The organism is Campylobacter concisus (assembly GCF_002165785.1).
GTDB lineage: Bacteria > Campylobacterota > Campylobacteria > Campylobacterales > Campylobacteraceae > Campylobacter_A > Campylobacter_A concisus_W.
On the sequence record NZ_NDYO01000001.1, the window covers coordinates 155,640 to 175,528 of the forward strand.

Sequence of the window (19,889 nt, forward strand, 5' to 3'; positions counted from 1 at the left end):
TATTTTATGCGTGCATTATGCCGATCTTTGGTGCGTCAAATGCTGTCACACGCTTTGGCACGCCTTTAAATTTCTCGACATTCACAAGGCTTGTGTGAGCGGTGTTGCTCTGGCTCATCTTGCTTGATGGCACGTCTTTTGTGAGCACATTTAAATTTCCGTGCAAGCAAAGGCTCTTTTCGCCCGGTTTTTCAGGGTCATACCATGCACCTTCGCTTACTATTACGACATTTTGTGGCACGTCCTCAGTCACAAAGGCACCGCACAAAATTTCGCCCCTATCATTAAACACACGCACCACGTCGCCCATTTTTATCCCTCTAGCCTCGGCTGTTTTTGGATTTATAAGCACTGGCTCACGCTCTGCGATCTCATTAAAGTTGCGAAGCACGGAGTTATTTAGCTGTGAGTGAAGCCTAAATTTAGAGTGCGCACCGCTAATTGCGATAGGGTATTTTTTATTTTTTGCACCCAGCCACTCAAATGGCTCAAGCCAAGCTGCATGCGGTGGGCAGTCATCATAGCCAAAGCCAGCGACAGTCTCAGAATAAATTTCTATCTTGCCAGATGGTGTTTTTAGCGGATTTGCCACTGGATCGTCGCGGAATTTCTTATAGTTTGTAAAGTAGCGTTTTTTCTCATCGATCTTGTCAAATCTAAAATATCCCTTCTCCCAAAATTCCTCAAAGCTTGGCATGCTCTCATACCCAAGCTCAGCAGCCTTTTTAACGGCATCTTCGTAAATTTCTTTGACCCACTCTAGCTCGCTTTTGCCCTCGCTAAATGCCTCTTCTCTGCCCCACTCTTTTGCGATGAGCCTTGCGATCTCGAAGTCGCTCTTGCTCTCGCCAAATGGCACAACAAGCGGCTTAATGGCAAAGAGATATTCGCTAGTTGAGTTTGCCATCTCGATGTCCGTTCGCTCGCACTCAAGCGCAGCTGGCAAGACGATGTCGCTAAATTTAGCCGTGCTCGTCCAAAATGGCTCGCAAGTGATGATCGCGCTAACTTTTTGCATGGCTTTTATCGCTCTATTAGTCTCTGGGTGCCTTGTAAATGTCGAGCCATTGGCGTTAAACATCACTCTGATTTTTGGTAGCTTGTAGCTCTTGCCATTTCTAGTTATCTCTTTGCCAGGGCTTAAAAGCGCGTCTATGAGCCTTGAGTTTGGAAGCTCGTAGCCCTTAGTCTTTGGCACAAGACCGCTATCAATGAATTTTTGTGGCACCTTTGTCTCAAAAGCCGCTAGTTTAGGCGCTATGAAGCTCTCGTCAGCGTTTTTATGCATGCCGTCATTTGTGACAAAGCCACAACCCTCTTTGCCGATGTGTCCAAGCATCGCATTTAGCGTCACAAGCGCCCAGTAGGCCATCTCGCCGTGATCTTGCCTTTGGATGGCGTAGCCACTAACTATGACTGAGTCGTTTTTAGCTAGATCCTCGCTAAATTTCGCCAGCTCTTGCTCGCTCACGCCACAAATTTTGCTTGCCCAAGCTAGGTTTTTATTGACCCCGTCTTTTGTGCCAAGCATATACTCTTTAAATTTATCAAAGCCAACGGTGTATTTTTCTATAAATTCTTTGCTGTAAAGCCCCTTTTCAAAAAGGTAGTTGCACATACCTATCATCATCGCCGTATCGGTGCAAGGCACGACTTCAAGGTACTTTGCGCCAAAATATCTTGCGCTTTCGTTGTGATAAACATCGACGCTATAAATTTTCATCTCGCCGCTTTCGCCTTTTTTTCTGATCTCATCGTAGTATTTATATGAGTTGTGAAGTGGCACGCCAATGGCGACCTTGTTTGAAACGACTGGGTTTGTGCCCCAAAATACGATCGTTTTGGCGTTTTTTAAGATAGCCTCCCACTTTGTTGGCACTAGCGCAGGATCGACAAAGCCAGTGACGTGAGGCATGATGACAGTCGCTGCGCCGTATGAGTAGCCACCTAGCTCATTTACGTAGCCACCAAGCACGTTAAGTAGCCTTTTTGCAGTCTTTTGGCTGTGGCCTACTTTGCCGAGGCTACCCCACTGATAAACCTGTCCGTAGATCGCTTCAGCACCGTATTTATCAAAATTTTCTTTTAAAATTTTTGCACTTAGCTTTATAGCCTCGTCCCAGCTCACACGCACAAATTCTTCTTTACCACGAAGCTCTGGCTTTGGGTTGTTTGGATTGGCTAAAAAGCTCTTTCTAACAAATGGATATTTTACTCTGCTCTCGTTTTGGATGTAGTCAATGACTGCGTTATTTAGCTCGTTTGGATAAGCATCGCCCTCAAATGGCACGGTCTCAACCACGCGTCCTGCAATAGTTCTTACATAAAATGCACCAAATTTATTTGCGCTTAGTCCGCTTTGTTTGTCAAATAACGCTTGCTCTGCGCTTCCAAGCTCTTTTGCTTGAAGGCTAGCCGCGCCTAATGCGCTTAATCTTAAAAAGTCTCGTCTTTTCATTCTTTCTCCGATTTTGGTTAAATTTATTGTTTTTAGTTGGTTTTAGAAATTATAAATTTAGGGTTTTGTATCATTTCATCGTTTAAAGGCCTTGTAATGTAATACGCAAACTTGCGTCTAAATTGCGCTATTTTAGCCAAAAATTTTTAAAGGATGGGCAGATGATTGGATTTTATGTAAATGTAAAGTTAAAAGCTGGATGTGAAGCGAAATTTGAAGAAATTTTAAAAGAGATAGTGCCAGCTTCAAGAAAAGATAAAGGCTGCATAAGCTACGAGTGCGGCGCAGTTGAGGGCACTAAAAGCGAATACTGCTTTATGGAGAGCTGGGAGGATCTGGCAAGCCAAAAAGAGCATATGAAAAGCGCTCATATGGTGAAAAATGCAGCTGCGCTGGAGGCTTGCAAAGAGAGCCAAGAGATGAAAATAATAAATTTTGTAAGCGTAAAGGAATAATATTTGCTTTAAAAAGGGCAAAATCCACGAAAATGAGCGAAGAAAAGATGCTTGAGATGATAAACGCGACTGCCGATATTATATTTATGGCCGTACTTAGGGGGCGAGTGAGCTTTGAGGCTTGTAAAAAAGATAGAGAATTTATCGACTCTTTAAGAGAAGAGCTACTTGGCAAAAATCCAAATAAATTTAAAATCGCCCAAAACTCATACCAAATGATCGCCATTTTTGAAAAATATCGCAATAAAAAATAATCCACTTAAAATTTAAATCTGTTTGCCGATATTGTGTTAAAGGATTTTGACATGATAAACGCACTAAATGGATTTAATCAAAGCTTTAACTACCAAGACGCTTTTAGTAAGCGCCAAGCCACAAACGCAAATTTAAACAAAGTAGAAATTCCCGCTGAAACTGCGGACATCAAGCATCTACCGCTCTCTGGCTACTCATCAAATGATAAAATTTCTATCTGGGGCAAGATAAATGGCCTTGATAGCGGGGTGAGCAAAGATGAAATCTCTAGCCTTAAAAATTTCGTTGATAGCACGAAGCTTTGGCGAACAAGCTCCATCTTAACTAGCGAGAAAAACGGCTTTAGTGTAGATGAGTTTATTAAAAATCACAAAATGAATGTAAATAACAAAATAACCAATAATGCTTTTGGCGCTCTTTATCTAAGCCATGAGGCTACAAATTTACTAGACTCTGATCTAAGTATCGATGAGTTTAAAGATAAATGGCTGGAATTTACCGCCGAAAGGATACTTGGCGAGCACGCAAATGTAAAAATTTCTTTTAAAGACGGGGCTTTACATTACGAGCAAAGCTCGGATAAAAAACGTATAGAATTCTTAGGTCAGCCTATGTTGCACCGTGTAAGCTACGCTGATAAAAATAGCAAAGATGAGTTTTTAAAATTTCTAAAAACAAGTTATGAAAAGGGCGAGAGCATCGCTGATGTGCTGCAAAATATCGCTCTTACACCAGTTAGAGAAAATGGCGATGAAGAGATAGAAGAAGAGAAATTTAAGCCTATGCAAGTTACCAAAAAGAGCGTAACTTACACGGATAAAGATATAAAACGTGAGTTTTTTGAGGAATTTATCAGGCGTGAGGTCGAAAATGGCGCAAGCTTTGATGAACTAGTGCAAAAGTTAAACAAGCTAAAGCCAAAGGATATTCTCGCTTAGCTTTGGCTTTAGGCTGAAATTTTAGGGGCTGGCTTGGCTCCAAAATTTCTAATTAGGTTTAAATTTATAAAGCTAGCTTAGCCAACTAAATTAAAAAGCTAGCTTATCTTAATAAATTTTTACTAGCGTTTAAATTTTAAGAGTCAGCCAGCTTGGCTCCAAAATTTCTAATTAGGCTTAAATTTATAAAGCTAGCTTAGCCAACTAAATTTCTACTTCGGATTATTTATGCTTATCACCATATTTTTCTCATCAAGATATAGCTTTGCAGCCTCTTTGATGTCGTCATTTGTGATGGCTTTTACCGCACCTATGTACTCATCGGCCGTATAAAGTGGAGTGTTAAAAATTTTATTTGAGATGATGAGATTTTGCCAAAACTCAGGCTTTTCATAGTCTTTTTTTATAGAAATTTCACTCTGTGCCTTAAAATCCTCCAAATGCTTTGGCAAGAGTGCACCACTACGCTTTATGCTAGCTATTATCTGCTTTATCTCGGAGATGATCTTGTCTGTATTTGCAGGATCGCAAGTAAAGCTAATTAGTATATCTGAATGCTCAAAAGGATAGCGTGCGAGCTTAGCATTTAGGCTAAAGCCGTATGTCTGCCCCTTATCTTCCCTGATCTGCTCACGAAGCGCCGTTTTTAAAATTTCACTTAATGCCCTTAGCCTAATCGCTCCTTCAAAGCTATATTTTGCGTCAGAATTTATGATATTTATGCCAACATCGCTTCTTTTTGTGCTTTGATACTCCCTTTTAAAGGTGTGCTGACCCTTGATACTTCGCACGCCATCGTCTTTAAACTCTTCAGCCTCGCCAAGCTTTGGCAGAGTGGCGATATACTTTTTAACAAGCGGCAAAAGCCTCTCTTCGTCGGTATCGCCGACGATTACAAAAGTATATGAGGCTGCGTTTGTAAATTTATCTTTGATGATCTCTTTTAGCTCATTTAGCTTTAACGCATCGATATCAGCCATCTCAAGCGGCGTGACACGTTTATTGTTTTCATAAAAAAACTTGCTAAATTCGGTACTAAATTTATATTCAGGCAAATTTTGCTCTTTGCTTAGCTCATCCTTTGCCCTTTGCTTTATCCTCTCAAGCACGTTTGCATCGGCTCTTGGAGCATTAAATTCTAAATTTATAACAGCTAGCAGCGAGCTAAGATCGCTTGTGCTTGACGAGCCATAAAATCCTTGCGTAAGACCCTCGATATTCTTTTGATAGCTTACGATCTTTCCATTTAACACCTTTGAGAGCTCATAGTTATTAAATTTGCCAACGCCGCTTTCATTTGTGAGTGCCACTGCAAAGCTACCAAGCTTTGGATCAGTCAAATTTGATATGCCTCCTTTGCTGACGGCTGCAAACAAAACGCTATCTTTTTTAGTAGCTAGTGGCTTAAAGATAACTTGCGAGCCATTTTGCATTTTATAGGTATAAATTCCATTTTTTTCATCAAAGTTTCTTGAGCTTATCTCTTTTGGCTCTAAATTTTCATTGCCTAGGCTCTTGTCGTTGTTGCTAGCAGATAGGTTTGTGTTATAAGCAGGCGCTTTGGCAAAAAGCTTTAAAAACTCATCTTTGCTAAGCTTAAAGCCATCTTTGCTAAAAATTCTTACACGCTCATCAGAAATGGCTAAAATTTGCCTAAATCTAGCATTCACGTCAGCTAGCGTAATCTCGTTTAATAGCTTTAAACTAAGCTCTTTTTCATCTTCATCGCTTAACGCAAAGCCACCATTTTCTATCATATTTAAAATTTGTCCCGCGTAAGCGCTTGATTTTTTAGTCTTTGAGCGTTTAAATTTTGCATCTACATTTGCCACAAACGCCTTTTTTACATCTTCGAAATCATCTTTATTAAAGCCAAACTCTTTAATGCCTTTTATAACGCCAAGCATATCTTTAAGGCTTGCGTTAAAATCGCCTCCAAGTACGTTTGTTTCAAAACTATAAATTTTCTGCTTTGCTTGAAGTGTTTGAGCTATAAAATCAGTGCTTAAATTTGATGAATTATTTGCATTTTTTTGCTCATAAAGCATATTTATCAGGCTTGCGATAAGTGCATCTTCTAGATTTCTCTTTGCGTCAGCCTCATTTAAAACTGGACTAAATTTATCAAAATAGCTAAGTCTAACTAGTTCCATTCCAGTTTCATTCGAGTCATAGTTAAGAATATTTAAACCATTTTTAAAGCTGATATTTTTTTCTGGATGAATGTAAGAATTTGTATTTTTTGCCTGGCTAAAGCTTTTTTCGATTAAGCTTTTTATCTCATTTTTATCAAAGTCGCCAACGGCTACAAAGCTCATAAATCTTGGCTGATAAAGCCTCTCGTAAAATTCTTGCATGTGCTTAGCATCTACGCTTTTGATGACGTTCATATCGCCTATTGGCACTCTTTTTAGATAGATACTGCCCTCAAAAATATCCTTTGTTTGAGCCAAATAAAGCCTATATCCTGGCGTATTTCTCTGACGCTCCTCTTCCATTATGACGCCACGCTCCTTATCAAGCTCCTTAGGATCGATTTTAACGCCATCTATCCAATTCGAAAAGACCTTAAACGTATCTTGTAAATTTTTCTCATTTACATTAATCGTTAAAACATAGCTCGTCTGATCGTAGCTCGTCTGCGCGTTTAGATCGGCTCCAAATTTCACACCAAGGCTCTCAAGCTGCTTAATGAGCTCATTTTTGCTAAAGTCGCGGCTGCCATTAAATGCCATGTGCTCCAAAAAGTGAGCAAGACCTTGCTCGCCATCTTTTTCATCAGTTGAACCAGAATTTATAACAAGATAAAAAATAGCTGTTTTTTGTGGAAATTTATTCTCTTTGATATAGTATTTTAGCCCGTTTTTTAGCTCTCCATTTAACATATCTTTATCGTTTTGAAGCGCAAAAAGACCCATTACTAGGCAAAAAAGCAACAAAATTTTTCTCATTATTTTCCTTTTAAATTTTAATCGATAGACAAAGCAGAATTTAGCATAAGCCTGCAAATTTGCAGGCTAGAAGATTATTTTAGATCGTATTTTTTAAGTAAAGCTTCGTAGCTTCCGTCTTTTTTCATATCATCTAAAATTTGATTTATTTTCTCTATTAACGCACTCTCTTTTCCTTTATCAAAAGCTATTGAAAATCCCTCGCTACCATCAACTTCTTTGAAAAACGCTTCAAGTTCTGGATTTTTCTTGATAAAGCCATATCCGATAGAGCTATCAAGGATAACTGCATCAAATTTGCCAACTTTTAATCCCATGATAAGTGGCACAGTATCTTCTGAAGGCACTACTTTTACACCATTTATAGCATTTGCTGCTAGCTCTTGGACGGTGCCTTGTTGCACGCCAACTCTTTTGCCAGCTAGCTCTTCTTTAGCTTTTAATGCGTCATTATCTTTTTTCTTTAGATAGAGGTTTTCAGTTAAATAGTATGGCTTTGTAAAATCAATCGATTTTAATCTATCTGAAGTCGCACTCATCGCACTTATAATGCCATTTATTTTGCCAGCTTTAAGTGCTGGGATAAGGCCGTCAAAACTCATATTTATGATCTTATATGAAAAACCTGCACGCTTTGAAATTTCATCGAGTAGCTCGATGTCAAAGCCTGTTATTTTGTTATTTTCATCGATATATTCAAATGGCGGATAGTTGGCCGCTGTGCCAAATTTTATCTCGTTTGCACAAAGAGCAACAAAAGCTGTGAGTAAAAGAGCAAAGATCTTTTTCATAATAGTGTCCTTTAAGGTGATTTAGTGGCTTAATTATCAGTATTTCTCTATTAAAAATTGTTTAAATCCGTAATAAAAGAAAAATGCTATAAATAATCGTATAGCAAAGTAGCATATAAATTTTTATAGATAAGTTCCATCCCTTAATTATTTTAAGGGATGGAATAGTAGGAGCTCTAAGAGTAAGTCAAAGATTAAAATTTACTTTTTCTAACTTCGTTTACTATCGCCTTAGCCATGTCGTCAACATCAGATGTTACTTCATTTGCTTTATTGACAATTACTACATTTTCTTTTGTAAGTGTGTCTATTTGCGCAACTGATTGGTTTATCATATTGATTCCTTCACTTTGCTCTTTTATAGATTCACTCATTTCATTGATTGATTGAGCTAGTACATTTGTATTTGCTTCGATCTCTGTTAGAGATTTTTGAGTTCTCTCTGCTAGTTTTCTAACCTCATCTGCAACGACCGCAAAGCCTCTGCCGTGCTCTCCTGCACGTGCCGCCTCGATCGCGGCATTAAGAGCTAGTAAATTTGTTTGATCAGCTATATCTCTAATAATAGTTATGATGTTTTTAATCTCATCACTTTGTCTAATAACATCAGATGTTTTTTGAGATATTGCATTCATTGAGCTTGACATTTGCTCTACTGCGGCAGCAGACTCTTGAAGTGAGCTTGCTTGTACATTTGCACCTTGAGTTAGTTCTTTCATTGACTGACTTAAAGACTCAGCCTTTTCTTCTAACACATGAGCTTGATCTAAATTTGCCCTTAACATTTTGGCTATCTCTTCACCAAGAGCATTTATGCCAACCGCCATTTTGCCATCATCTTCAAGTCTTTTAGTAAAGTCTTGTTTTTTAAAGCTTTCTAGTAGATTCAACACATCATCGCCATTTTCCGCAATAGCATGTTTAAGAGCGATTTGTAAGTCTTTGAAAGTTTGTTTTAGCTGGCTAAGCGCAGGATTTGAAGTATCTGCGTTAAGCTGAGCTACGTAGTTACCTTTTCCGATTTGATTTACAAAAGTATTTGCTTCTTTAATGAAATTATTTTGCTCAGATAAATTTGCCTCGATTTGTTTGATATTCTCATTTATCAGTGCACTCATCTGTCCAATCTCGTCGCTACCACTACGATCCAAAAATTCAGCCTTATTAGATTTATAATTTAAGAAGTCAAAAAATCTAACTAAGCCATTTTTAGTCTGATCTATGCCAGAGATCAGGTTTTTACCTATTAATGTAGATACTAGCAACATAAGTAAAATACAAATCGCAATCACAATAGAACTTATAATAAGTTCGGTATTTGCATCACCCTTAATACGTCTTGCATCTTTTTGCATATTATCAAGTAGTTTAAGCTCAAGCTCTCTCATCGCATCTATCGTAGCACTTATCTTTGAAAACCAGCTTGATGCATCATAAGATGCATCTTCTGTTGCAACTACATTTTTAATAATATTCATAGCATCTATAAAATCTGCCTTTTTTCTAGCGATAGCATCAAATTCGTCACTAAATTCTTTTGGATTGTAATCGTCAAAATCCTGCATAAATTTATTTATAACGCTATTTAGTGCAACTACTTTATTGTAGTCCTCTTTGTTTATGCTCTTTTTAGTAAAAACCCCATTTAAAGTAGCACGCAAAATACCAAAAGACTCTTTTATCTCACCAACAATAATGATACGCTTTAGATCATCTACCAAGCTAGGCTCGAGCTTATCGCTATATCCATTTATAGCAATGACCTCTTTTCTTAAAATTTTTGTTATACGGCTAATTAGATCATTGCCACTTTTTTGATCTACATTTGAGCGGATACTATTTATCTCTGAAACTATTTCATTTTTCTCTTCAAGCTTATCAAGCGCAGCATCTACTTTTTTACGCTGCTCTAATAAATTTTTATTATCCCCTCCTGCTAACACACCTGAGCTAAATCCACGTTCTTTTTGCATCTCATGGATAAAATTATTTTGATTTATAATTGTATCCACGATTTTCTCGCTAAACTCTGCTTTTGAGCGAGTCTTTAAGATACCATTTAGCATGTATGCACTCATGATACCAAGGCCAATAAGACTGACGATAACTATCGCCATAATCTTAGATTTAATACCTAGATTATTCATTTTCTCTCCTTTTAGTTTTTCTTAATATCTGCTTCAAAAATAAAGTCATACAACTTTAATACTTAAAAATTTACCAACAAAAAATACTTTTGGTTGTTTTTATAAAAAATATTAATTAGTCTATTTATGTAAAATTTTAATTTATATTTAGCTTTATTAAACAGTAGGAATTTTTTAACAAAATTGTGATACATGCAAATAGAAAATAGCACATTTAAAATAAATGCCGTTCTCATCCTGAGAAGCTTCATTTTTTCTCCTTGAAAATAATTAAGTCATTTTATTAATTTTACTTTTAAAAGATGTTAAATTTTAAAAATTAGAAAAAAGTGAGTTTTTGCAGAGAATTCCTGCTTCTCTGCAAATTTTGTATTTAGATTTATTTCTTTAATCCGTATTTATCTAGCATTTTATCAAATTCGCCAGATTTTTGTAGCTCATCGATCGCTGCATCTATCTTCTTGATAAGCTCAGTATGTTTGCCTTTATCAAACGCCATCGCAAATCCTTCCGTGCCATCAGGAACTCTTAAAAATTCTTCCAAATCTGGATTTTGTTTTAAATATTCAACCCCTATCGGACTATCAGTTAGTACAACGTCGATTTTACCAGCGTTTAGTGACATGATGGCAGCTGCTACATTTTCAGCAGGTATCGACTTAGTGGTTATGCTTTTGGCTGCTTCTTCTTGAAGTGTGCCAACTTGAGCTGAAATTTTCTTATCCTTAAGGTTGTCTTTATTTACATCTGAGCCTTTTTTGCGGATAAATAAATTTTCTGAAAAATAATATGGCTTGGTAAAATCAACCGATTTCCTTCTCTCATCAGTTGCGCTCATTCCGCTTATGGCAATATCGATTTTACCGGTTTTTAATGCTGATATCAGTCCATCAAAGCTCATATTTGCAACATCAAATTTTATTCCAGTTTTTTTGGTGATCTCATTTAATAAATCTATCTCAAAGCCAACAATTTTATTGTTTTCATCAAGATATTCAAAAGGTGGATAATCAGCGCTCGAGCCAACTTTATAAACTACATTTTTACTAGCTTCTTCGGCATTATTTACTGCATTTTTTTTATTAGCATCATCGCCACAACCTAGTAAAAATAAAACCAAGCTTGCCATCAAAAATTTTAAAATTTTACTCATTTTCTACTCCTTTAATGATTTAAAATTTTGCCTAAAAACTCTTTTAAACGCTCATGTTGCGGATTTGTAAAGACATTTTTCGGTGTGTCATCAACTGCGATTTTGCCTTTATCCATAAAGAAAATTCTATTTGCCACATTTCTTGCAAAGCCCATCTCATGGGTCACCACAAGCATCGTTATGCCCCTTGCGGCAACATCTTTCATAATATCAAGCACCTCTCCGATCATCTCAGGATCAAGCGCACTTGTCGGTTCATCAAAAAGTATCACTTCTGGCTCCATCGCTAGGCTTCTAGCGATCGCGATACGTTGCTTTTGTCCGCCTGAAAGCTTGTGCGGATAGGCAAATTTCTTATCACTCAGCCCAACACTTTTTAGCAACTCATCAGCTCTTTTTTCTGCACTTGCTTTATTTAAAATTCCCGCTTTTATCGGAGCTAGAGTTAAATTTTGCAAGACGTTTTTATTTGCAAAAAGATTAAAGTGCTGAAAAACCATGCTCACTTTTTGGCGAATTTTATTTATGTCTGATTTTTTATCTAAAATATCTTCACCATTTATCTTTATGTGCCCGCTATCTGGCTCCTCAAGGCGGTTTATACAACGTAAAAACGTACTTTTACCGCCACCACTTGGACCAATTATCGCTATAACTTCACCCTTTTTTATATCTACACTAATATCATTTAAAACTCGCAAATCGCCATAACTTTTGTTTAAATTTTTAATCTCAATCATGGCGGTTTAATCTCCTCTCGAGTAGTTTTGTCAAAAGTGTAAAAAATTTAACACTCACATAATAGACAATACCTGTAAAAATGACTGGCTCTGGACTATAAAAGACCGCTTGCAAGCTCTTACTTTGCATCGTGATATCAACGACGCTTATATAGCCCACGACTGATGTCTCTTTAAAAAGTGAGATAAACTCATTTGCAAGAGCTGGTAAGATATTTTTTGTAGCTTGTGGAAAAACTATCTCGCGCATCGAAACATAGTAGTTTAGGCCCATCGCACGAGCCGCTTCCATTTGTCCTTTATCGACGCTATTTATGCCACTTCGCACGATCTCGGCCACATAGGCAGAGCTATTTAGCCCAAGTGCAATGAGAGCTACATAAAAATTATCACTCCATGTTGCAAAAATGACAACCGAAAATATTAAAAGTTGAAGTATTACAGGTGTTCCACGTAAGATATCGATATATTCATCGATTATAAAATTTAAGACTTTAATATTTAAAAATTTAATAAACGCCAAGGTAAATCCAAGTGTTATGCCTATGGCAATACCGCCTATAGTAAGCCCTAAAGTCACTCCATAACTTTTGATATAAGCGATCTCTTGAGCCTCACTAAGATTTCTTGGATAGAAAAAATATGCTCCAAGTGAGACGATAATTATAAAAAATAGAAATTTAGCTAAATTTTGAGCCTTCAACTTTGTCCTTCTCTTTAAAATATGGCTTTAAATAATACGAAAAAATTTATATCATTTTGCTTAAAAGTGTTTAAGGATCGGCGCTGAATGTTGTAATTTAAAAAAATTTATATTAACATAAGCCATTTATCTTAATTTGAAAGGAAATTTATGAGCTTTGGGTCTTATTTAGCCATCGCCATCTATTTTGGCTTTTTGCTCTTTATCGGACGATATTTCTACGATAAAAATGCAAGTATGAACGAATATCTGCTGGATAACCGTCGAATGGGTCCAGTAGTTACTGCACTTAGTGCTGGTGCTTCTGATATGAGTGGTTGGATGCTACTTGGCGTGCCCGGAGCCTTATACGCAACTGGCATAGCAAATGTGTGGATGATAATAGGTCTTATCATTGGAGCTTACTGCAACTATCTATTCTTAGCAAAGAGGCTTAGAATTTATACTGAAGTTGCGAGTGATAGCATCACGATACCAGACTTTTTAGAAAATCGCTTTAAAGATAGGACTAAAATTTTAAGAATCATCTCTGGTCTTATCATTTTGATCTTTTTCACACTTTATGTAAGTAGCGGCATCATCGCTGGCGGAAAGACATTTGAGAGCTTTTTTGGTTTAAAATTTGCCTACGGAGCGGTCTTTACACTTGTCATTGTGGTCTTTTACACATTTTTTGGTGGATTTAAAGCAGTTAGTATAACTGACGCATTTCAGGGGCTTTTGATGTTTTGTGTCCTAGTCTCGATCCCAGTCGTGGCATATCTAAATTTAGACTTGCCAAGCGATACAAATTTGATAAAGGAGATAAGCAAGCTTGATGCAAATCACCTAAATCCATTTAGAGATCAAACTTTTTGGGGAATTTTAGGACTTATGGCTTGGGGATTTGGCTATTTTGGCCAGCCACACATCATTGTTAGATTTATGGCGATACGCGATTCAAAAGAGCTTGCTAAGGCAAGAAGGATCGGCATTGGCTGGATGACGATCGGCCTACTAGGCGCAATTATGAGCGGACTTATCGGCTTTGTATATTTTAGCCAAAGAGGCGGACTTAGTGATCCTGAGACGGTGTTTTTAAAGCTTGGTGAGCTACTTTTTCCACCATTTTTTATAGGCATTATCATCTCAGCTGTGCTTTCAGCGATCATGAGTACTATCTCAAGTCAGCTTTTAGTTACGTCTAGCTCGGTAACAAAGGACTTTATCTTTGCATTTTATAAAAAAGAGATTAGTCAAAATACACAAACAGCGATCAGTCGCTATGCTGTCGTAGTAGTGGCCATAGTTGCTACTATACTTGCCTTTATCTCAACAGATAATGTTCTAAATGTCGTTGGCAACGCTTGGGCAGGATTTGGTGCGAGCTTTGGACCAGTGCTGCTTTTTAGCCTTTACTGGAAGCGCATGAGTGCACTTGGAGCATTAGCCGGTATGATAGCTGGAGGTGCGACAGTAATATTTTGGATCACTTCAGGACTAAACGCTTATGTTTATGAAATTTTGCCTGGCATCATAGCTTCTTGTATAGCAATCATTAGCGTAAGTATCTGGGGCGATGCGATAAATAAAATGACGAGCGAACCTCACGAGCAAGTCATAAAAGATGAATTTGAAAAGATGAAAACAAGGCTTTAGGCCTAAACTTACAAGAAATTCCTAGTATCTTGTGCTAGGAATTTCTGCTAATTGCCTCTTAAAGTTTTAATCCCTTTTTTAGTTTTCTTATCAAAAACCTAGCTGGATGAAGCTCGTGAAATAGCGATCTTTCTATGCAAAGTGGGCGATCAAGCACAAGATCAACTATCGAATTTGCTCCAAGTATAGCTGTGCCAAGACCTCGCGAGCCGTGAGCAAAATTTACAAAGACATTCTTTTCATAGCTTGCTTTTGGATTGTTATCTTTATTTTTGCTCCAAAATAGCCCTTTGTAGTTTTGCTTGTAAAATTCTTCGTCATGCAAGGCGCCAATTATCGGAAATCTATCTCCGCTATAGCTTCTATAGCCTACACGTGAGCCGATAATGGTGGCTTTTGTGATATCAAAAAACTCGCTTACATCGCTTAAATTTTTAGTATTATCCTCAACTTTAGGCGTATCGTAAATTTCATTTCTGGCATAAGTAGCGCCGATAACTTGTACGCCTTTGACGGCTGGACAGATGTAGCCTTTTGCGCTTAGCGGCATGGCATTTTTTAGCACTGGTTTTAGGTGCGTGACTTGGCCTCGGACACTGCTTATTTGCATGTCGTAGCCATTAAAAATTTCACTGCTCTTGCTACCTGTGCAAAAGACCAAAATATCGGTCTCTAAATTTTTACCATTTTTAAATTTAACGCTGATCTTGCCGTTTTGTAGATGCGCCATACTCTCATACTCGTGATTAAATAAAATTTCAAAACCGCCTGATAAAAATTTACAAATTTCTCTTGGCCTAGCGTATGCACCATCTTTTATAAATATCCCAGGATATGGCTTCAGACTATCATCAAATTTAAAAATATCCTCTACGCTTTGAGTTTGCCACGAGCCATATCTTTTAATGAGCTCGTCATCAAATGCGTAGTCGATGCAGCCATTAAATTTGATAAGGCTTTTTGGCAAAGTTGCCTTGTAAAATCTCACTGCTTGCAAAAACGCGTTTAAATGCATGCGGCCTAAATTTACCCCAGGCTTGGTAACTAACGGCATCAAAGCACCACAGTGATTACCAGAGCCATTTGTAGCCACTTCACCATTTGCCTCAGCGATCACCACTTTAAAGCCATTTTTGGCTAGTTCGCCAGCTGTTGCAAGTCCAGCCACACCAGCTCCTATGATAAGCGCTGTTTTGCCTTTTGGCTTAGCCAGTGGTTCACATCTCGTAAACCAAGCATCCTTTAAATTTTCATCCTTTTTCTCTAGCACGGCGCTACTCATCTGGCGTTTTCTAGAGTAACCCTCTTTTAGGCTTAGCAAAAAGCCAGCGCTCTTTAGCCCGTCTTTTACTATTTTTGCGCATGAGTAGGTTCTAGCAATAGTACCAACCCTGCTTAGTCTTGCGATCTCTCTAAAAATTTCTTCGCTCCAGATTGAGCCATTTTTACTTGGAGCAAAGCCATCTAGAAACCAAATGTCAGCGCTAAAATCAAGCTCAGGTAAAATTTCTTTAGCCTCGCCGTAGCAAAGATCAAGTGTGATATTTGGGGCAAAATTTATACGGTGTATGCCTGAGATTAGCGACGGATAGAGCGAAACCAGCTTTTTGGCATAAGCTTTAAAAATGCCTAAATTTTCATAAATTTTTAAAATATCATCTTTTTTAATAGGATTTTTTCGATGCTAACAAAGTGAAGTTTTTTAGAGCTATTTTTAAATTTCTTACAAAGTGTAAAGAAATTTAGTCCGGCACCAAATCCTGTCTCAGCGACTATGAAGCTATCTTTGCTCTGCCAAATTTCATCAAGTGCACTTGCAAAGACAAATTCGCTCTCAAGCCAAGGTTTGTCGGTATTAAAATAGATATCGCCAAACTCCTCGTTAAATGGAATTTGTCCTTTAAAGCTTAAATTTGCATTTTTCATCTATTTTTTGCGAAATATCCATCTATACCGTTTGCTATGCCGTTTGCAAGGGCATTTTGATAGGCATCATTAAAGAGCTTTTCGCCCTCAACTGGATGCGTGATATAGCCGATCTCAACAAGAACTGCTGGCATAAGAGCACCAACAAGTACCCAAAACGGCGCCTCTCTCACACTGCCGTCACTTGCAGCATAGACTTTTCTAGCACTTGCTAAAATTTCTTTTTGGATATCGATACCAAGCTTATTTGACGCGATAATCTTCTCGCGATTTAGTACATTTAAAAATGTCTGCTGTGAAAAGTAGTTCATCTCTTCGATATCTGATTTGTTCTCAAGCGCGGCCGCGTTTTTACTACGTTCGCTTCTTGCAGGCGATAAGAAAAATGTCTCGATGCCGTGCATGCTCTTTGCCTTTGTGGCATTTGGAGCGGCATTTGCGTGAATAGAAACAAAAAGATCAGCCATCTTATCATTTGCAAATTTTGTTCTTGTTCTTAAATTTATAAAGACATCGGTTGATCTAGTGAAATAGACCTTGTAACCACGCGCTTTTAGTATGTCACCAAGCTTTTTGGCTACGCCTAGAACCGCGGTTTTTTCCTGAAGTTTGCCATTTACTGCACCTGGATCAGTGCCGCCATGACCTGGATCGATGACGATCGTTTTATTGCGTGAAAATTTACTAGCCGTAACTGGTGGTAAAGGTGCTGCCGCTGGCTCACTTTGTACAGGCTGTGGCTTTAAATTTGGCTCAGGCTCTTTGTGTGGCACTTCTTCGTTTTTGTTTTTAGTTTTATGAAGTGGTGCTTTTACATTTTCGTTTGAGATAAAATTTTGTGTACTTATTATGAGTAGATCACCTGTTGCATTTGCTTTTATAGTTTTTTGGATCTTATCAGAAAAAATAACTCTAACAGTGTTTTTATCATACTGCGAGATGTGAATATAATCAGATATAAAATTTTTATAAGTTAGCGGATTACCATTTAATCTACCATCGATATCCATAATGTTTTTATATGTATTTTGTTGCTTTAAAAAGGATGTTTTTAGTTTTGCAGTATCGATTTTTGTATTAAACTTAAGCACTAAAGTGTCATTTACCTTGGTTGCACTAAGCAGCGTCAAAGCAGCATTACTAGGCATACTAGCGCTCTTTACGCCATTTAATGCATTTAGATCTTTTATATACCCACTTGAGTCAAAACCAAGCGATTTTGAGCTGGTTATGAGTCTTGTGAGTGCTTGTTTTTTTATATTTTTGTCATTTTTGATGATCGCGTCGACATAAATGTCTTTTATATCGTTGTGAAATTTAATCTTTGCACTTCTGCTTGAGCTGGCAAAATTTTTATCAAATTTTGCAAATATCTCCGAATTTGTCGCAGCAAAAAGAAAATTACAAACAATAAAAAAGATGATTATCGCTCGTTTCATTCACCATGTACCAGCTTGTGCATTAGCTCTTTTACACTTATTAGCTCTTTTAGTTTATATCCATTTGCTCCCGTGAAAAACAGCCCTGTCTCTTTTTTGCCACTAAATGAGTCAAACAGCCTATCAGCGATGCAATATCCAACCTCTTTAGCTCCTTTACCCCTTTGACAAGGACTCACACAGTTGCTTATACACTGGATCTTTGGGCCCATCTTTTTTTCTACCAAATTTATCAAATTTGTTCTAATCCCACGAGCTGGATAGCCAACTGGACTTTTTATAAGCTCTATATCCTTTTCCTCAGCTGCTAGTATCACTTCTTTAAAGCCAATATCTGCATCGCACTCATGAGTGCCGATGAAGCGTGTACCCATCTGAACGCCGTCTGCACCTAGCGATATCGCCTTTTCTATGTCATTTTTATCCCAAATTCCACCGGCTGCTATGAGCGGAAAATCGCCCCACTCTTTTATCTCGGCCTTTACTTGTGGGATTAGATTAAATAGCGAAAACTCAGGGTCAAGACACTGCTCGTATGTAAAGCCCTGGTGTCCACCGCTTAGTGGCCCCTCAAGCACGACAGCATCTGGTAAGCGGTCATATCTTTGTAGCCAGCGCTTGCAGATGATCTTTAGTGCTTTTGCGCTTGAGATAATAGGAACTAGCGCGACTTCTTTAAAATTTTGTGTAAATTCTGGCAAATTCGTAGGTAGTCCAGCACCTGATACGATGATATTTATACCGGCTTCACAAGCATCTTTTACCACTCTTGCGTAGTCATTTGCAGCGTACATTATATTTACGCCAAGTGGCAAATCTCCACAAATTTTTCGTGCATTCTCAATAATCGCTCTAAGACCTCTTGTTGAGTAGAAATTTTCACTTCCAAATGGCTTTGCATTTAGCTCTTTGTTTATAAATTTACGATTTTCATAATATCCTGTGCCAACTGAGCTGATTATTCCAAGACCGCCTTCAAGGCTGACATTGCCAGCTAGTTTGTCCCAGCTGATACCAAGTCCCATACCGCCTTGAAATATCGGATACTTTATCTCATATTTTCCTATTTTTAATGGCTTTAGCTCCATCTATTCAACCTTTACTTTTGCAAATTTACGCTTACCGACTTGCAAGATATATTCACCTGCCTCTAATTTTAACTGCTCATCGCTAATCTTTTCTTGATTAATGCTAACCGCATTTGCCTTTATGTCGCGTCTTGCTTGAGAATTTGACTCACTTAGCTCACACTGCGATAAAGCTTCCACGATCCAAACTGGTGCTTTTAGGCTAAATTCTTTGATATCAGTTGGGAGCTGATTTTGAGAGTGTACGCTGTTAAACTCAGCCATCGCAGCTTTTGCAGCTTCCTCGCCGTGATATCTCGCTGTTATCTCGTACGCAAGGTCCTCTTTTGCTTTTTTTGGATGATACTTGCCGTTTTTTACATCGTTCATTAAATTTTCTATCTCGCCAAGGCTTTTTGTGCTTAAAAGCTCGTACCAACGCCACATTAGCTCATCGCTTATACTAAGCGTTTTTGCAAACATATCATTTGCGTTTTCAGTTACGCCGATATAGTTTCCAAGACTTTTGCTCATCTTATTTACACCATCAAGCCCCTCAAGAAGTGGCATCATGATGACAGCTTGCTCTTTGCCGACATTATATGTTCGCTGTAAGGTTCTACCCATTAGAAGGTTAAATTTCTGATCCGTACCGCCCATCTCGATGTCACACTTCATCGCAACGCTATCATAACCTTGAAGAAGCGGATACATAAATTCACAAATTGAAATTGGACTGCCAGCTTTTATCCTTTTTTCAAAATCATCGCGCTCTAGCATTCTAGCGACTGAAAATGTGCTAGTTAGCTCTATCATTCCAGCAGCTCCAAGCTCATTTGACCATTTTGAGTTAAACATGATCACGGTCTTTTTTGGATCTAAAATTTTAAAAACTTGCTCTTCGTAGGTTTTAGCATTTTTTAAAACTGTCTCTTGATCTAGTTTTTTTCTGGTGGCTGATTTGCCAGTTGGATCGCCTATTTGAGCGGTAAAATCGCCTATCAAAAACTGTACGATTGCACCATGTTTTTGAAGCAAAGCCATCTTGCTTAAAACGACTGTGTGTCCTAAGTGAAGATCTGGAGCAGTTGGATCAAAGCCAGCCTTTACATAGAAATTTTCACCTTTTTCATAATAGTTTTTTATTAAATTCTCAACTCTTTCAAAGTCAATAATTTCGGCAACACCGCGTTTTATCTCTTGTAAAATTTCAGCTATATCTTGCATT

At 37.9% G+C, this 19,889-nt stretch carries 14 protein-coding genes and 1 pseudogene; 4 read left to right on the plus strand and 11 right to left on the minus strand.

Annotation, left to right across the window (positions count from 1 at the left end; genetic code table 11):
* Positions 1–4: 4 nt before the first annotated feature.
* Positions 5–2,458: a molybdopterin-dependent oxidoreductase gene (locus tag B9N62_RS00825; RefSeq protein ID WP_087583949.1), complete on the minus strand. Its 2,454-nt coding sequence runs from the start codon at positions 2,456–2,458 to the stop codon at positions 5–7.
* A gap of 161 nt (positions 2,459–2,619) precedes the next feature.
* Between B9N62_RS00825 and B9N62_RS00830 the strand changes: the two genes are divergently transcribed.
* From B9N62_RS00830 to B9N62_RS00840, 3 genes are read left to right on the plus strand one after another with little or no spacing between them, the layout of a single operon-like run.
* On the plus strand, positions 2,620–2,913 hold the full coding sequence (locus B9N62_RS00830; protein ID WP_087583950.1) for a putative quinol monooxygenase: 294 nt from the start codon (positions 2,620–2,622) through the stop codon (positions 2,911–2,913).
* A 32-nt stretch (positions 2,914–2,945) separates the two neighbouring features.
* Positions 2,946–3,167, plus strand: a complete 222-nt coding sequence (locus B9N62_RS00835) for a hypothetical protein (protein WP_021091847.1) — start codon at positions 2,946–2,948, stop codon at positions 3,165–3,167.
* A gap of 51 nt (positions 3,168–3,218) precedes the next feature.
* Positions 3,219–4,106: a hypothetical protein gene (locus B9N62_RS00840; RefSeq protein ID WP_087583951.1), complete on the plus strand. Its 888-nt coding sequence runs from the start codon at positions 3,219–3,221 to the stop codon at positions 4,104–4,106.
* A gap of 212 nt (positions 4,107–4,318) precedes the next feature.
* On the opposite strand, the gene B9N62_RS00845 is transcribed toward B9N62_RS00840, so the two are convergent.
* From B9N62_RS00845 to B9N62_RS00875, 6 genes are all read right to left on the minus strand, one after another.
* Positions 4,319–7,057 (minus strand): M16 family metallopeptidase, encoded by a 2,739-nt coding sequence (locus tag B9N62_RS00845; RefSeq protein WP_087583952.1) that lies wholly within the window; start codon positions 7,055–7,057, stop codon positions 4,319–4,321.
* 74 nt (positions 7,058–7,131) lie between these two features.
* Positions 7,132–7,848: a transporter substrate-binding domain-containing protein gene (locus B9N62_RS00850; protein WP_087583953.1), complete on the minus strand. Its 717-nt coding sequence runs from the start codon at positions 7,846–7,848 to the stop codon at positions 7,132–7,134.
* Positions 7,849–8,042: 194 nt separating this feature from the next.
* A complete protein-coding gene (locus B9N62_RS11080; RefSeq protein WP_087583954.1) occupies positions 8,043–9,995 on the minus strand; it encodes a methyl-accepting chemotaxis protein in 1,953 nt (650 codons plus the stop codon).
* Between the two features lie 379 nt (positions 9,996–10,374).
* Positions 10,375–11,148: a basic amino acid ABC transporter substrate-binding protein gene (locus B9N62_RS00865; RefSeq protein WP_087583956.1), complete on the minus strand. Its 774-nt coding sequence runs from the start codon at positions 11,146–11,148 to the stop codon at positions 10,375–10,377.
* 11 nt (positions 11,149–11,159) lie between these two features.
* Complete coding sequence (locus B9N62_RS00870) at positions 11,160–11,888, minus strand: amino acid ABC transporter ATP-binding protein (RefSeq protein ID WP_087583957.1); 729 nt, start codon at positions 11,886–11,888, stop codon at positions 11,160–11,162.
* Positions 11,881–12,591, minus strand: a complete 711-nt coding sequence (locus B9N62_RS00875) for an amino acid ABC transporter permease (protein WP_087583958.1) — start codon at positions 12,589–12,591, stop codon at positions 11,881–11,883. Before B9N62_RS00875 ends, B9N62_RS00870 begins: the two co-directional genes overlap by 8 nt.
* A 150-nt stretch (positions 12,592–12,741) precedes the next feature.
* Between B9N62_RS00875 and putP the strand changes: the two genes are divergently transcribed.
* On the plus strand, positions 12,742–14,229 hold the full coding sequence (putP, locus tag B9N62_RS00880; protein WP_087583959.1) for a sodium/proline symporter PutP: 1,488 nt from the start codon (positions 12,742–12,744) through the stop codon (positions 14,227–14,229).
* A gap of 58 nt (positions 14,230–14,287) precedes the next feature.
* Here the strand turns inward: putP and mnmC are convergent.
* The 4 genes and pseudogenes from mnmC to tyrS all read right to left on the minus strand — a co-directional run bounded on the left by mnmC (position 14,288) and on the right by tyrS (position 19,888).
* Positions 14,288–16,155 (minus strand): annotated as a pseudogene (gene mnmC, locus B9N62_RS00885) (bifunctional tRNA (5-methylaminomethyl-2-thiouridine)(34)-methyltransferase MnmD/FAD-dependent 5-carboxymethylaminomethyl-2-thiouridine(34) oxidoreductase MnmC).
* Positions 16,152–17,594, minus strand: coding sequence for an N-acetylmuramoyl-L-alanine amidase family protein (locus B9N62_RS00890; protein ID WP_087583960.1), 1,443 nt, complete (start codon positions 17,592–17,594; stop codon positions 16,152–16,154). Before B9N62_RS00890 ends, mnmC begins: the two are co-directional and overlap by 4 nt.
* The gene (locus tag B9N62_RS00895; RefSeq protein ID WP_087583961.1) at positions 17,591–18,682 is read right to left on the minus strand and encodes a nitronate monooxygenase; all 1,092 of its coding nucleotides are present in this window, start codon (positions 18,680–18,682) and stop codon (positions 17,591–17,593) included. The genes B9N62_RS00890 and B9N62_RS00895 overlap by 4 nt, the downstream gene beginning before the upstream one ends.
* Positions 18,683–19,888 carry a tyrosine--tRNA ligase gene (gene tyrS, locus B9N62_RS00900; protein ID WP_087583962.1) on the minus strand — a complete coding sequence of 402 codons (1,206 nt, stop codon included), beginning with the start codon at positions 19,886–19,888 and terminating at the stop codon, positions 18,683–18,685.
* Position 19,889 lies beyond the last annotated feature (1 nt).